Genomic DNA, 13,038 nt, shown 5'->3' on the forward strand with positions numbered 1-13,038 from the left:
CCGCGTTGCGCACGTCGAGCGCGCGTCCGAGGGCCGCCGTCTGGGCGGTGAGCGACTCGACCTCGCGCTCGGCGGCGTGAAGCCGCTCCCGCAACGACGAGACGTTCGTCTCAGCGTCCCCGGCGTCGCGCTGGGCCCGCTCGTACGCCGCCGCGTGCTCCGCGGACGAGCCTTCCGGAACCAGTTCGGGATCGACCCCCGCGAGCACGTCCGCCGCCTCTGCACGCCGCTGCTGTGCAGCCTCGAGTGCGCGCTGCTGGCGTTCCACCGCGGTACGCACCGCTTCGAGGCGGGATGCCGCCGCGTCTGCCGAGCCACGCAGCTTCGTCAGCCGCATGTCGTGCTCCGAGACCAGCGCGCTCTGCGCCGCGATATCCGCGTCCAGCGCATCGAGCTCGGCACGAGCGCGGATGACATCGCGGCCGGCGGTGGCCGCGGCATCCTGCGCCCCGCCCAGACCCGCCGCGATCTCCGCGACCTCGACGCGCGCCTCGTCGATGACGGCCTGACTGACGGTGGTCGCCTCGATCGCGAGCGCCCCGTCTTCCTCGAGGAGCGCGAGCCGCTGACCGGCCAGGGTGTACAGGCCGCGCAGGCGCTCCTGAACACGTTCCAAGCCGAACGCGACACTGCGTGCGGTGTCGACGGCCTCGGAGCGCTGCTGCGCCTCGAGCGCGTCAATGCGCAGCTTCAGCTGCTCGGACTTATCCTGCAGCACGAGGCGTTCGGCGTGGCGCTCCTGCCCACTACGGGCATGATCGGCGAGTTGCGAACGCAGGCCCACGAGTTCGTCCGCGAACAGGCGCGCCTTGGCGTCGCGCACGACGGCGGCGATCGTCGCGGCCTCGCGCGCGATCTCGGCCTGCTTGCCGAGCGGCTTCAACTGGCGCCGCAACTCTCCGGCGAGGTCGCTCAGACGGGTGAGGTTCGCCTCCATCGCCTCGAGCTTCCGCAGCGTCTTCTCCTTGCGGCGGCGGTGCTTGAGGATGCCGGCGGCCTCTTCGATGAACCCGCGCCGGTCCTCGGGACTCGCCTGCAGCACGCTGTCGAGGCGGCCCTGACCGACGATGACGTGCATCTCGCGACCGAGACCGGAATCGCTCAGCAGCTCCTGCACATCGAGCAGCCGACAGGCGGATCCGTTGATCGCGTACTCGCTCGTGCCATTGCGGAACAGGGTGCGGCTGATCGTCACCTCGGAGTACTCGATCGGCAGAGCCCCGTCGGAGTTGTCGATCGTCAGCTGCACCTCGGCACGCCCGAGCGGGCCGCGGGTGGAAGTCCCGGCGAAGATGACGTCCTCCATCTTGCCGCCGCGGAGGGTCTTCGCCCCCTGCTCCCCCATGACCCACGCCAACGCGTCGACGACGTTGGACTTGCCCGAGCCGTTGGGGCCGACGATGCAGGTGACTCCGGGCTCCAGCGCGAACGTGGTCGGCTGCGCGAACGACTTGAAGCCCTTGAGCGTCAAGCTCTTCAGATGCATTCGGACGTCCTCCGCAGACCGGGGCGGGCAGGGTGTGCCGACCACGCTAGCGGAACGGATCGGCAATCCGATCTTGACGCGGCGCAGGCCGAGGGTCTAGCGTGTGTGATCGCGTCAGAAGTCGAGAAAGGAGGTCCCTGAGATGATGACCATCGACACCACCACCACCGCTGCTTTCGCCGGCGGTTTCGCGTGCGCGGGGACCCGCTCCTTCGACGCCGCGGCGAACACGCGTCCGATCACGTTCGCGTAATCCCCGCAGGGGACACGTCTGCCCGTCCTCGGGCTCGAGTGCCGTCCCTTGCGACCGTCCGTCCTACCGGTCGGTCCACCACCCACCTTCGTGCTGCGGCACGACCCCGCCGCCTCCAATGCGGCATCCGCCCATCCGCGAGGCTTCGGCCCCATCCCGATGCGCACGCCTCGACAACGAAAGCGAAAGCCATGAACACCGCCACCGCGCCGCAGCGCTCCGTCGATCAGGCGGCCCCGCCCGATCCGCTGCAGCTCCTTCCTCTGCAGGGCCGCACCCCGCGTACGACCCTGCTCGACCGCATCGCGATGCGTATCGCGCTGCAACTGCTGCTGTGGAGCAGCCGCCCGGCACCGGATGCCGAGCGCGCGTACCTCCAGCACAAGAACCGCATCGAGCGCGAACACCGCGAAGCGGCCTGGCTGCTGACAGCCCACCGCATTCCCCGCGTCTGATGCAGCGGGTGCCCGGCGACACTGTCGGGCACCCGCATTCAAAGGAACAGATATGAGCAACCTCACCGGGGTCGAGTTCCGACCCCTCACCATCCCGGCATCGCTGGATGCCGACGACACCGCGGACTTCCGTGAGTTCAGCCGTGTGCGCAATCTCATCTCCCGCGAGATCACCGGCAACGACGACGACGCAATGACGGCCGGGGAGCTGCTCCCCCACTACCAGAGTGATGCGGACGAGATCCAGCACGCGTGGGCGGTCGTCGCCGACGGAGCCATCATCGGCGGCGTCGGAGTCGGTATCCCACTCGAAGCGGGCTCACGCATCGCGTACTGGATCATCGAGCTGCTCGCGGACTCTCACGGTCGCGGCATCGGCTCGGCCGGATACACGCTCGTCGAGCAGACCGCGCGCGAGCACGGCCGCACCGTCCTCGAGGCGTGGGCACAGCATCCCGATGCCGTCGGTCCCCGCCTCGACGCCCCGACGGGTTTCGGGTCGATCCCTGAGGACCACGCCGCGCGGTTCTTCCTACGGCACGGCTACGCCCTGGAGCAGATCAACCGGAAGAGCGCGCTCGATCTCGGGGCCGCCGACGACACGATCGCCACCCTCCTCGCGGAGGCGTCGGCGGCCGCGGACGGGTATCGCATCGTGCAGTGGCACCTTCCCACCCCTCCGGAATTCGTGGACCGGTACGCCTGGATGAAGTCGCGGATGTCGACCGACGCTCCGGCGGCCGACCTTGAGATCGACGAGGAGAAGTGGGATGCCGAGCGGGTCGCCCGCCACGACACGCGATACCTCGATGCCGGCCAGACGATGCTGGTCACCGCCGCGCAGCAGGTCGCAACGGGCGAGCTCGTCGCCTTCAACGAGCTCGTACACGGGGTCGATGCCACCGCCGCCAGCCATCAAGAGGACACCCTCGTGCTGCGCGAGCACCGCGGTCACAGGCTGGGAATGCTGGTCAAGTGCGCGGGACTTGCCCGCTGGCGGGCCGAGACCCCGAACTCGCCGCGGGTCATCACCTACAACGCCGAGGAGAACCGCCCGATGCTCGATATCAACGAGGCGATCGGCTTCGTTCCGATCGCGTACGAGGGCGCGTGGAAGAAGGTCCTCGCCTGACTCAGCTCCCCACAAGGAGGATCTCGGCGTTGTTGCCCGGTGCCGACGCGAGCCGGCTATCGGTCGTCACGAGTGGCACGCCGATCGCCTCAGCGAGCGCAACGTACGCCGCATCGTAGGCAGTGAGGTTCTCGCGCAGTTGCCACACACGCTCTGCGACGCTCTCGTGATCGAAGAAGTGCACTCCGAGGACATCGAGGAGGTGCAGAGCCTCGTCGGCATCCGCGATCGTCGACAAGCCGGCCGCGACGCGGCGACGCAACACCTGGCGCACCTCGAGGATCAACTGCTGCGGCGCGGCGATCTGCCACTGGGCCGCATCGAGCTGCCCCCGAACGTCGGCACCGGCGGGGAGCGACAACAGCAACTCGACCGCGGCGGAGTTGTCCAGGACGATCACGGGCGGTCGCGCTCCGCACGCGTGGATTCGGCTGCGGTCTCACCGTTATAGTCCCGAACCGGGCGCGCGGCGAACCGCGCACTGAGTTCGGATGCCGTCGGGACGGCGATGGAGCGACGCAACTCGTTCAGGGCCAGTTCGGATAGCGTCAGCCCCTCCTGAGCGGCTCGCACCTTGAGAGCACGGTGCAACTCCTCGGGGACGTTGCGGACTTGAATCATCGTCATGCTTGCAGGATGACATCATCGCAACCACATGTACAGCGCGTCAGGCCATGCTTCACACCGGCGCGGCGTCGCCCGCCCGCACGCGGGGTCGCAGATGGCCGCATCGCCAGCAGCATTCCGACCAGATGCGACCCGGCGGAGCCGAATCCTGCTCAGACCGCCCGCGACCGCCTTCGCTGGCACCGCGGGCAGAAGTGGCTCGATCGGTTCGTGAACGAGACGCGCATGATCGGCGTCCCACACCGGGGGCAAGGCTGCGACGTGCGGCCATAGGCGTTCAAGCTGTGCGCGAAGTACCCGGCCTGGCCGTTGACGTTGACGTACTGCGCGTCGAAGCTCGTGCCGCCCTCGGCGAGGGCCTTCAGCAGCACCGCACGGATCTCACTCAGCAACCGAGCCAGCGCCCGCGTCGACAGCACGTCCGCGGATGTTTCGGGGTGGATGCGCGCCGCCCAGAGCGCCTCATCGGCGTAGATGTTGCCGACTCCGCTGAGGACGGTCTGATCCAGCAGGACCCGCTTGATCGCCGACCGTTTGCCGCGCATCGCGGCGATGACGGCGCGGTCGTCGAAAGCGGAGTCCAGCGGGTCGCGGGCGATGTGGGCCACGTGAGACGGCGTGGCGGCGGCATCCGTCCCCCATCCTCCCGCCGCACCGTCAACCGTGGGGACGAGTATGTCGACGGCGAGCGAACCGAACGTGCGCTGGTCGCTGAACACGACGGCGAGTTCGCCGTGCACGGGATGCCGGATGTCCAGGCGCACCCGCTCGTGTCGCTCCTCGGGCGCTCCCGAGGAGCGCAGCAGGAGCTGCCCGCTCATCCCGAGGTGCGCAACGATCGCCTCGGGAGCCTCGGCAGGCTCGACCTCAGCTGCACCGGACAGCGGGAGCCACAGGAACTTCCCTCGCCGGGCGGCTGCGGTGATCGCGCGTCCCATCAGCATCCGCTCGAACGACGTCACGTCGCCGCGATGACGGGTCAGCGCTCGCGAGTCCCGCGCGTCGACGGCGACGATCCGCGCCCCGACGACGGCGGGTTCCAAGCCTGCCCGGACGACTTCGACCTCCGGCAATTCAGGCATGCGGGTCAGCTATTCAGTGGTGCTGCCGCGCCGTGGGGCGAAGAAATCTGGCTCATGTCACGAGGACTTTCGCATCAGGCACGGTCGGCGAGAGCGCGCCACACCGCCAGGGCCGCCGCCATCTCCGCGTGCTTCTTGCTCGACCCGGTACCGCGGAGAGCAACATCGCCCACCGTCACGGTCGCCGTGAACACGCGGTTGTGGTCGGGCCCGTCCGCCTCGACGACATAGACCGGAGGTGCGAAGCCGAGTCGGGCCGCGAGCTCCTGCAGGCTGGTCTTCGGATCCATGGCCGCGCCGTACCGCTCGGGGTCGGCCATCAGCGGTTGGACGAGCCGCACGACGAGACTCGTCGCCGCCTCGGGACCGGCCGACAGATAGGTCGCACCGATCACGGCCTCCATCGTGTCGGCGAGAATCGAGTCTTTGTCCCGCCCCCCGGTCTGATCCTCGCCGCGGCCGAGCCGCAAGTGCTCGCCGAGGCCGATGAGGCGCGCGACCTCCGCCAGCGCGACGGTCGACACGACGCTGGCCCGCCTCTTGGCAAGCGCTCCCTCGTCAAGCTCCGGGTGCGTCGTGAACAGGTGAACCGTTACTGCTTGGCCGAGGATGGAATCGCCGAGGAACTCCAGCCGCTCATTGTGCGGTGCACCGCCGTTCTCGTAGGCGAACGATCGGTGCGTGAGCGCCAGCGACAGAAGCTCGGGGTCGATGTCGACCCCGAGCTTGTCGGTGAGCGAGTCGTGCTCGATCGCAGCATCCGTCATCGGGAAGCAGGCGCGATCAGATGTCAGCGACCTTGCGGCCCTTGTACTCGAGGAACAGCTCCGTGCCCTGCGAGTCGGTGACGACCTTCGCCTGGTGCGGGCGGCTGTAGACGATCTTGCCGTTCTCGACGGTCTTGACGAGGGTCGGGGCCTCCGCCTTCCACTGTGCGCGACGCGAACGCGTGTTGGAGCGGGAGACCTTCCGCTTCGGGGGGTTACCTGCCATGGCTAGCTCTTCTCTGTATCGGAGGCGACGCGGCGCGCAACCTCGTCGTCGTGATCTGGTGGGGTGTCGGCCTTCAGCGCGGCCAGCGCGCTCCAACGCTCGTCGATCGCGGTCTCCGGCACGGTACCTTTGGCCAGCTTCTCGCCCGTGACCGGGTCGAGGCCGGGGCAGTCCGGCTGACACACCGGCTGGAACGGAAGCGACAGAACGATCGAATCCCTGACCAGAGTTTCAAGATCCACGTGGTCGTCTTGAACCTCGAAGTCGGTCGCTTCCGTCCCAGGATACCCGAAGAGCTCGACAAACTCGACTTCGGCAGGCTGGGCGACATCGGTGAGGCACCGGCCGCAGACCCCTCGGTAGACGGTCGCGATGTCCGCGGTGACCAGGATCCCCTCGTGGACGGACTCCAGTCGCACGCTCAGATCGATCGGCTCCCCCTCGATGACGGCGACGAGTCCCTCTCCCCACTTCGCGGGTGCGGGCACCTCCGCCTCGAACTCGCGCATCTCGCCCGCACGGTGTGCGATGTCGCGCACCGGGAACACGAACGGACCGCTCACATGCTTTCTGACCACTCGGCAATGCTAACGGCAGGATGCCGAGAGAGCTCCGTCAGCCTCATCAAGCCGGACGGAAGCGGTGCACGAGTGATCACGGGTGAGCTGAAGTCGAAGGTCGACCGCGTCGTCGATGGGCTCCGGCTAGGCGTGTTCGACTCCTCGCTGCGCTGGTCGCTCAACGCACGGGGGACGCGACCCGACGCGTAATGCCGCTTCGGCTGAAGCGGAGGCGGCCCTTTGCGTCGGGTCACGCGAGCGAGCCTCCCGAGAGACTCCGGAGTGGAGAGCGGACGGACTGCCCCTCGCGGTCGTCGAAGCCAAGCGCACGCGAAGGGGCGCGCGGGTCGGCCAGCAACAGGCGAAGCTCTACGCCGACTGTCTTGAAACCGCGTTTCGCGCCGCCCCGTGATCTTCTACACAAACGGCTACGAACACTGGCTGTGGGACGATGCGGGCGGCTACCCCGCCGCGCGAGGTCGCGGGGTTCTCCACGAGCGACAGCGTCGCCCTCGCCAAGCAGGCCGCAAACGCGTTCGCGCTACTCTCGGACCTGACCGCGAGGAACTTCGCGCACGAGGCGCTAACGGCAGGATGCCGGGAGGGCTCCGTTCAGCCCTCGCGAGCGCCGGTGTCGAGAAAGCGGGCGACGGGGCCCGGGACGAACGGCGAGACGTCGCCGCCGAGGGCTGCGACCTGCCGCACGAGCGAACTGGAGACCAGCGCGTGCGACGGATCGGGCAGCAGGAAGACCGTCTCGATCGCGGCGAGGTGGCGGTTGACGATTGCCATCGGCGTCTCGTACGCGACGTCGACCTGCGAGCGGATGCCCTTCACGAGCACGCCAGCATCGACATCCTGGGCGTAGTCGACCAGCAGGCCCATGCTCCACGCCGCCACGATGACGTTGCCGCCGATCTGCTGATCGGCGATCGACTGCTCCAACAGGGTCAGCCGTTGCGCGATCGGCAGCATCGCATCCTTGCCGGGATTGTGCACGACGAGCACGTGCAGCTCGTCGTAGAGGGCCGCCGCCCGCCCGATGACGTCGAGATGCCCAAGGGTCGGCGGATCGAAGGAACCGGGGACGACCGCGATGCGGTTGTTCATGCCTTCATCCTAGTTTTTCGGACTCCGTTGACCGCTCCGAAGCGCGAGGCCGTCCGGGGGCGAGGCAGCCGCCGCCTCGACGCGCAACGACCGGCGGGAATCCCCGGCCGGTCGTTGCGCGAGACGAATCACAGAATCGAGGCTCGTCAGACCCCGACGTGCTTCTGGTAGCGGATGATCGCAGCGAACTCGTCGGCGACGAGGCTCGCGCCTCCGACGAGAGCCCCGTCGACGTCGGGCTCGCGCATGAAGCTCGCGACGTTGCCCGACTTGACCGAACCGCCGTACAGCACGCGAGTGCGGGCCGCGGCATCCGCCCCGAGCGCATCGGCGATCACCTGCCGGAGCGCGACACACACCTCCTGCGCCTGCTCAGGCGACGCGACCTGACCGGTGCCGATCGCCCAGACCGGCTCGTACGCCACAACGAAGTCCGCGTCAGCCGGCACGCCCTCGAGCGCCGCCTGCAGCTGGGCGACCGAGACCGCGGTGGGCCCGGACTCCTCTCGTTGCTCCAGCGTCTCCCCGACGCAGATGACCGGCACGAGGCCGTGCCGCAGCGCGGCCTGCACCTTCTCTGCGACGATCCCGTCGGTCTCGTGGTGGTATTGACGACGCTCGGAGTGACCGATGATGACGTACGTGGCGTCGAGCTTGCTCAGGAACGCGCCCGAGATCTCGCCGGTGTAGGCGCCGGAGTCCTTCGTCGACAGGTCCTGCGCGCCGAGCGCGAACGGAATCTTGTCGGCGTCGAGGAGCGTCTGCACAGTGCGGAGGTCGGTGAACGGCGGGAAGACCGCGACCTCCACCGAGCCTTCCTCGTGCCCGGCATCCTTCAGCGTCCAGTGCAGCTTCTGCACGAAGGCGACCGCCTGGAGATGATCGAGGTTCATCTTCCAGTTGCCCGCGATGAGCGGTGTGCGCGACATCAGCTCTCCCATCCCAGGATCTCCAGCCCGGGGAGCTTCTTGCCCTCCAGGAACTCCAGGCTCGCGCCGCCACCGGTCGAGATGTGCCCGAACTGGTCGTCGGCAAAGCCGAGCTGACGCACGGCCGCGGCTGAGTCGCCGCCGCCGACGACCGACAGCCCGTCGACCTCGGTGAGCGCCTGCGCGACCGCCTTCGTGCCCGCCGCGAACGCCGGCATCTCGAACACGCCCATCGGGCCGTTCCAGAACACCGTCTTCGAGCCGCGGATCGCGTCGGCGAAGTTCGTCGCCGTCTCGGGTCCGATGTCGAGGCCCATGCCGTCGGCACCGAACGGCGTGTCCTCAAGGGCGTCCGCCGGCGCCACGACGTGGTCGGCGTCGGCTGCGAAACCGGATGCCATGACGGAGTCGACTGGGAGCACCAGCTCGACGCCCTTCTCGGCAGCCGTCGCGATGTAGCCCTTGACGGTGTCGATCTGATCGGCCTCGAGCAGGCTCTTGCCGACCTTGAGGCCCTGAGCCGCAAGGAACGTGTAGAGCATGCCGCCGCCGACAAGGATCTTGTCGGCGCGCGGCAACAGGTGCTCGATGACGCCGAGCTTGTCGCTCACCTTGGATCCGCCGAGCACCACCGCGTAGGGGCGCGCGGGGTTCTCGGTCAGGCGGTCGAGCACGTCGACCTCCTTCTCGATGAGGAACCCGGCCGCCGAGGGCAGGAGCTCGGCGAGTTCGTATACCGAGGCCTGCTTGCGATGGACGACGCCGAAGCCGTCCGAGACCAGCGCGTCACCGAGGGCGGCGAGCTGTTCCGCGAACGCGCGGCGCTCGTCGGCATCCTTCGCCGTCTCACCGGGATTGAAGCGGAGGTTCTCGACGACGGCGATGTCCCCGTCCGCGAGGGCGGCAGCCGCAGCCTGTGCCGACTCGCCGACGGTGTCGGTCGCGAACGCGACCGGCTTGCCGAGCAGCTCGGACAGACGCTGAGCCACCGGCTCGAGGCTGTACTTGGGGTTCGGAGCTCCGTCGGGCCGACCGAGGTGCGAGCACGCGATGACGCGAGCGCCCTGGTCGATCAGGTGAGTGAGCGTGGGGAGCGCAGCCCGGATACGGCCATCGTCCGTGATGACGCCCTCTTTCAGAGGGACATTGAAGTCAACACGGACGATGACGCGCTTACCGGCCAGCGAACCCAGGGAGTCGAGGGTGCGCAGAGCCATGATGAAACCTCAGAGCTTTTCCGCAACGAGCTCGGTGAGGTCGACGAGGCGGTTCGAGTAGCCCCACTCGTTGTCGTACCAGGAGACGACCTTGACCTGGTCGCCGATCACCTTGGTCAGGCCCGCGTCGAAGATCGACGAGTGCGGGTCGGTCTCGATGTCCTTCGAGACGATCGGGTCTTCGGTGTAGGCGAGGATGCCCTTGAGCGGCCCCTCCGCGGCCGCCTTGACGGCAGCGTTGATCGCCTCGACGGTGACGGGCTTCTCTGCCGTGAACGTGAGGTCGGTCGCCGAACCGGTGGGCACCGGGACGCGCAGCGCGAAGCCGTCGAACTTGCCCTTGAGCTCGGGCAGCACGAGCGCGACGGCCTGGGCGGCACCGGTCTTGGTGGGGACGATGTTCAACGCAGCGGCACGCGAGCGGCGCAGGTCGCTGTGCGGGCCGTCCTGCAGGTTCTGGTCAGCGGTGTACGCGTGCACCGTCGTCATGAGGCCGCGCAGGATGCCGAACTCGTCGTTGAGCACCTTCGCCAGCGGGGCGAGGCAGTTGGTCGTGCACGACGCGTTCGAGATGATGTTGTGCGTGGCGGGATCGTAGTCGCCCTCGTTGACACCGAGCACGAACGTGGCATCCTCGCCCTTCGCGGGAGCGGAGATGATGACCTTCTTCGCACCGGCTTCGATGTGCTTCTTGGCATCCGCGGCGTTGGTGAAGCGGCCCGTGGATTCCACGACGATATCGACACCGAGCTCACCCCAGGGGAGGTTCGCGGGGTCGCGCTCTTCGAAGACCTTGATCGTCTTGTCGCCGACCGTGATGGAGTCCTCGGTGTACGACACCGGCAGGCCGAGGCGGCCGAGAATCGAGTCGTACTTGAGGAGGTGGGCGAGGGTCTTGTTGTCGGTGAGGTCGTTCACCGCCACGATGTCGAGGTCCGCACCCTGCTCGAGAGCCGCACGGAGGAAGTTACGTCCGATGCGGCCGAAGCCGTTGATTCCGATCTTGACAGACACGTTGTTGTCTCCCGTTTTCTGTCGCGCCGCATGTCGGACGCGATGTCGTTGTGAACAGGAAAGAGGATGCCGTTTCCGCGCCCGTCAACCGGGGGGACCCGGCATCCTCAACCTGGTCACGACACTACTACTTGAGGAGACCAGCCGTCTTGTCCCGCGCCGTCGAAAAACGCTCGGCGACACCACCCCAGTTGGCGATGTTCCAGACCGCCTTGACGTAGTCGGCCTTGACATTGAGGTAATCCAGGTAGAACGCGTGCTCCCACATGTCCAACTGGAAGATCGGGACGGTACCCTGCGCCGTGTTCGACTGCTGGTCGAACAGTTGCTGAACAATCAGCTGCTCACCGATCGGGTCCCAGCTGAGGACGGCCCAGCCGGAGCCTTGGATGCCGGTGGCAGCGGCCGTGAAGTGCGCCTGGAACTTCGCGAAGCTGCCGAAGAACTCGTCGATCGCGGCCGCCAGCTCACCCTCGGGCTGCCCACCGCCGCCGTCGGTCGCGGGAGCGAGATTCGTCCAGAAGATCGAGTGGTTGACGTGGCCGCCGAGGTTGAACGCGAGGTCCTTCTCGAGCTTGTTCACGTTCGCAAGGTTGCCGCTGTCGCGGGCCTCGGCGAGCTGTTCCAGAGCCGCGTTGGCGCCTGTGACGTAGGCCTGATGGTGCTTGTCGTGATGCAGCTCCATGATCTTGCCGCTGATGTGCGGTTCGAGCGCCGCAAAGTCGTAGGGGAGGTCGGGCAAGGTGTACTTCGCCATGTTCTCTTCTTCCTGTCGGCGCGCGCCGAAGGTCTCGGCGCAGCGAGGATGACGTCTTTCATCCTATCGACGGGCAACACCACCGGAAGGGGCTTACTTCCCCGGCGGAGCTCCGATACCGCCCGCCTCCCGCCCTGCGCTCCCGCCCTGCGCTCCCGCCCTGCGCTCCCGCCCGCCCCATCCTCATCTCCGCGAGACCGCGTCGGCGGGTCGAGACCCGCGGAAGTTTCGGGGGGTCTCGACCCGCAGCGTGGGTTTCGCGGGGGTTTCGCGGGGGGCGGCGGGTGTCGTAGCGGGTTATCCACAATCCCCGAGTTCGGCGAACTGTCCACCGATTCGGATTCGGGGCCACTATCCGGGTCTGCCGCGGAGTTGAGTATCGGGATGCCTGAGGTGTTCAGCCCCAACAGCATCCGCCGCTCGCCTGTGCCGCTGCTGTATCGCAACGAGGTCGAGAACCTTGCGCGCAAGGAACGATCCGGCGACCTGCTGCGCGTCACACGCGGCGCGTATGCTCCCACCGAAGCGTGGCGGCCTCTCGCGCCCTGGGATCGCTACCTCGCGCGCGTACACGCTGTTGTGCATCAGCATCCGGGTGCCGCCCTCACGCTGGAGTCTGCCGCCGCCGTTCGTGGGCTCCCGGTATTCGGCGAGCCGCCGGAGGTTCATCTGCTCGCGTCTGACCCGACGAAGACACGAAGGATGCCAGGCATCCACATTCACACGAGTGAGCGGATGCCGACACCTGAGCGCATCGGCGGTCTCCTCGTCGCCTCGATGCCCGACCTCGTCGTCGACCTCGGTCGTGCTCGGCATCCCGCGGTCGCCCTTGCCGTCGCCGGCGCTGCCTTGCGCGCGGACCCCGAACTGTCGCGTGAGCGACTCGCTGCCGTGAGTGCCGCGCGCCCTACGGCGCGCGGCACTCGTTCCCTCGAGTGGGTGCTCGAGCGTGCCACTCCCGTTCCCGAATCGCCACTGGAACATGTCGCGATCGCTGCAATCGAATGGGTGGGGTTCCCCTCACCGGAACTGCAGAAGTGGTTCCGCGGGGAGCATCCCGACGAAGACGATCGTGTGGATCTCTGGTGGGACCAATGGAAGATCGCGGGCGAGCCTGACGGAGACATCAAGTACAGCGGAGCATTCGGCGATGCCCGAGAGGCTTTGCGTGCCCGCAGTACACGCGATGCCCGCCTGCGGCGTCGGGGCGTCCGCGCGATTGCGCACTGGACTCAGCGCGACATGGTGGATTGGCCCCAGATGTCGGCTGTTCTTGCCGCCGCTGGACTGCCGATCCTGTTCCCCGAGCAGACCACCCCGCTCGCGACGCTCGGGCGCGCATTGCGCGGCCACCCCACCGGGGGGATTTCCTTCCTGCGCTGAGCCCCCGCGCGCCTCGCCCCCGCCCCCGCGGTCCCCGCCC

Annotated in this window: 16 protein-coding genes; 4 read left to right on the top strand and 12 right to left on the bottom strand. The window is 67.9% G+C overall.

The annotated features are described in order from the left end of the window. Positions 1-1,486 (bottom strand): chromosome segregation SMC family protein (locus WBP48_RS09455; RefSeq protein WP_424439426.1); only part of this gene is annotated, 1,486 nt, incomplete at its 3' end. Positions 1,487-1,930: 444 nt separating this feature from the next. Here WBP48_RS09455 and WBP48_RS09460 point away from each other — a divergent pair. Both WBP48_RS09460 and WBP48_RS09465 read left to right on the top strand, forming a co-directional pair. Then, complete coding sequence (locus WBP48_RS09460) at positions 1,931-2,194, top strand: hypothetical protein (protein WP_424439429.1); 264 nt, start codon at positions 1,931-1,933, stop codon at positions 2,192-2,194. A gap of 52 nt (positions 2,195-2,246) precedes the next feature. Continuing rightward, positions 2,247-3,326: a GNAT family N-acetyltransferase gene (locus WBP48_RS09465; protein ID WP_424439432.1), complete on the top strand. Its 1,080-nt coding sequence runs from the start codon at positions 2,247-2,249 to the stop codon at positions 3,324-3,326. A gap of 1 nt (position 3,327) precedes the next feature. Here WBP48_RS09465 and WBP48_RS09470 read toward each other — a convergent pair whose 3' ends face one another. The 6 genes from WBP48_RS09470 to WBP48_RS09495 form a co-directional block, all read right to left on the bottom strand. Beyond that, positions 3,328-3,726, bottom strand: a complete 399-nt coding sequence (locus WBP48_RS09470; protein WP_424439435.1) for a type II toxin-antitoxin system VapC family toxin — start codon at positions 3,724-3,726, stop codon at positions 3,328-3,330. Further along, positions 3,723-3,953, bottom strand: a complete 231-nt coding sequence (locus WBP48_RS09475; RefSeq protein WP_424439438.1) for a FitA-like ribbon-helix-helix domain-containing protein — start codon at positions 3,951-3,953, stop codon at positions 3,723-3,725. Before WBP48_RS09475 ends, WBP48_RS09470 begins: the two co-directional genes overlap by 4 nt. Before the next feature lie 152 nt (positions 3,954-4,105). Next, a complete protein-coding gene (gene mutM / locus WBP48_RS09480) occupies positions 4,106-5,035 on the bottom strand; it encodes a bifunctional DNA-formamidopyrimidine glycosylase/DNA-(apurinic or apyrimidinic site) lyase (RefSeq protein WP_424439441.1) in 930 nt (309 codons plus the stop codon). Positions 5,036-5,109: 74 nt separating this feature from the next. Further along, positions 5,110-5,802, bottom strand: coding sequence for a ribonuclease III (gene rnc, locus WBP48_RS09485; RefSeq protein ID WP_424439444.1), 693 nt, complete (start codon positions 5,800-5,802; stop codon positions 5,110-5,112). 16 nt (positions 5,803-5,818) lie between these two features. Then, positions 5,819-6,028, bottom strand: a complete 210-nt coding sequence (gene rpmF / locus WBP48_RS09490) for a 50S ribosomal protein L32 (protein WP_424439447.1) — start codon at positions 6,026-6,028, stop codon at positions 5,819-5,821. A 2-nt stretch (positions 6,029-6,030) separates the two neighbouring features. Beyond that, entirely contained in the window at positions 6,031-6,591 is a 561-nt protein-coding gene (locus tag WBP48_RS09495) for a YceD family protein (RefSeq protein ID WP_424439471.1), read from the bottom strand. Between the two features lie 21 nt (positions 6,592-6,612). Between WBP48_RS09495 and WBP48_RS09500 the strand changes: the two genes are divergently transcribed. After that, complete coding sequence (locus WBP48_RS09500; protein WP_424439450.1) at positions 6,613-6,798, top strand: hypothetical protein; 186 nt, start codon at positions 6,613-6,615, stop codon at positions 6,796-6,798. A 402-nt stretch (positions 6,799-7,200) separates the two neighbouring features. Here WBP48_RS09500 and coaD read toward each other — a convergent pair whose 3' ends face one another. The 5 genes from coaD to WBP48_RS09525 form a co-directional block, all read right to left on the bottom strand. Then, positions 7,201-7,698 carry a pantetheine-phosphate adenylyltransferase gene (gene coaD, locus WBP48_RS09505; RefSeq protein ID WP_424439453.1) on the bottom strand — a complete coding sequence of 166 codons (498 nt, stop codon included), beginning with the start codon at positions 7,696-7,698 and terminating at the stop codon, positions 7,201-7,203. Positions 7,699-7,844: 146 nt separating this feature from the next. Continuing rightward, positions 7,845-8,627, bottom strand: a complete 783-nt coding sequence (tpiA, locus tag WBP48_RS09510; protein WP_424439456.1) for a triose-phosphate isomerase — start codon at positions 8,625-8,627, stop codon at positions 7,845-7,847. After that, positions 8,627-9,844 (bottom strand): phosphoglycerate kinase, encoded by a 1,218-nt coding sequence (locus WBP48_RS09515; RefSeq protein WP_424439459.1) that lies wholly within the window; start codon positions 9,842-9,844, stop codon positions 8,627-8,629. The genes tpiA and WBP48_RS09515 overlap by 1 nt, the downstream gene beginning before the upstream one ends. A 9-nt stretch (positions 9,845-9,853) precedes the next feature. After that, entirely contained in the window at positions 9,854-10,858 is a 1,005-nt protein-coding gene (gene gap / locus WBP48_RS09520) for a type I glyceraldehyde-3-phosphate dehydrogenase (RefSeq protein ID WP_424439462.1), read from the bottom strand. A 127-nt stretch (positions 10,859-10,985) separates the two neighbouring features. Beyond that, the gene (locus WBP48_RS09525; RefSeq protein ID WP_424439465.1) at positions 10,986-11,615 is read right to left on the bottom strand and encodes a superoxide dismutase; all 630 of its coding nucleotides are present in this window, start codon (positions 11,613-11,615) and stop codon (positions 10,986-10,988) included. Positions 11,616-11,999: 384 nt separating this feature from the next. On the opposite strand from WBP48_RS09525, the gene WBP48_RS09530 reads away from it, so the two are divergent. Further along, entirely contained in the window at positions 12,000-12,998 is a 999-nt protein-coding gene (locus WBP48_RS09530) for a hypothetical protein (RefSeq protein ID WP_424439468.1), read from the top strand. The last annotated feature ends 40 nt before the right edge of the window (positions 12,999-13,038 follow it).

It is taken from the genome of Microbacterium sp. (assembly GCF_049661145.1).
Taxonomy (GTDB): Bacteria; Actinomycetota; Actinomycetes; order Actinomycetales; family Microbacteriaceae; genus Microbacterium.

Bases quoted from the DNA above. Each gene is read 5' to 3' on its own strand.
- WBP48_RS09475 (WP_424439438.1), bottom strand. From the start codon at position 3,953: ATGACGATGATTCAAGTCCGCAACGTCCCCGAGGAGTTGCACCGTGCT.
- WBP48_RS09465 (WP_424439432.1), top strand. From the start codon at position 2,247: ATGAGCAACCTCACCGGGGTCGAGTTCCGACCCCTCACCATCCCGGCA.
- WBP48_RS09525 (WP_424439465.1), bottom strand. From the start codon at position 11,615: ATGGCGAAGTACACCTTGCCCGACCTCCCCTACGACTTTGCGGCGCTC.
- rpmF (WP_424439447.1), bottom strand. From the start codon at position 6,028: ATGGCAGGTAACCCCCCGAAGCGGAAGGTCTCCCGCTCCAACACGCGT.
- WBP48_RS09515 (WP_424439459.1), bottom strand. From the start codon at position 9,844: ATGGCTCTGCGCACCCTCGACTCCCTGGGTTCGCTGGCCGGTAAGCGC.
- mutM (WP_424439441.1), bottom strand. From the start codon at position 5,035: ATGCCTGAATTGCCGGAGGTCGAAGTCGTCCGGGCAGGCTTGGAACCC.
- rnc (WP_424439444.1), bottom strand. From the start codon at position 5,802: ATGACGGATGCTGCGATCGAGCACGACTCGCTCACCGACAAGCTCGGG.
- WBP48_RS09460 (WP_424439429.1), top strand. From the start codon at position 1,931: ATGAACACCGCCACCGCGCCGCAGCGCTCCGTCGATCAGGCGGCCCCG.
- coaD (WP_424439453.1), bottom strand. From the start codon at position 7,698: ATGAACAACCGCATCGCGGTCGTCCCCGGTTCCTTCGATCCGCCGACC.
- WBP48_RS09500 (WP_424439450.1), top strand. From the start codon at position 6,613: ATGCTAACGGCAGGATGCCGAGAGAGCTCCGTCAGCCTCATCAAGCCG.
- tpiA (WP_424439456.1), bottom strand. From the start codon at position 8,627: ATGTCGCGCACACCGCTCATCGCGGGCAACTGGAAGATGAACCTCGAT.
- WBP48_RS09530 (WP_424439468.1), top strand. From the start codon at position 12,000: ATGCCTGAGGTGTTCAGCCCCAACAGCATCCGCCGCTCGCCTGTGCCG.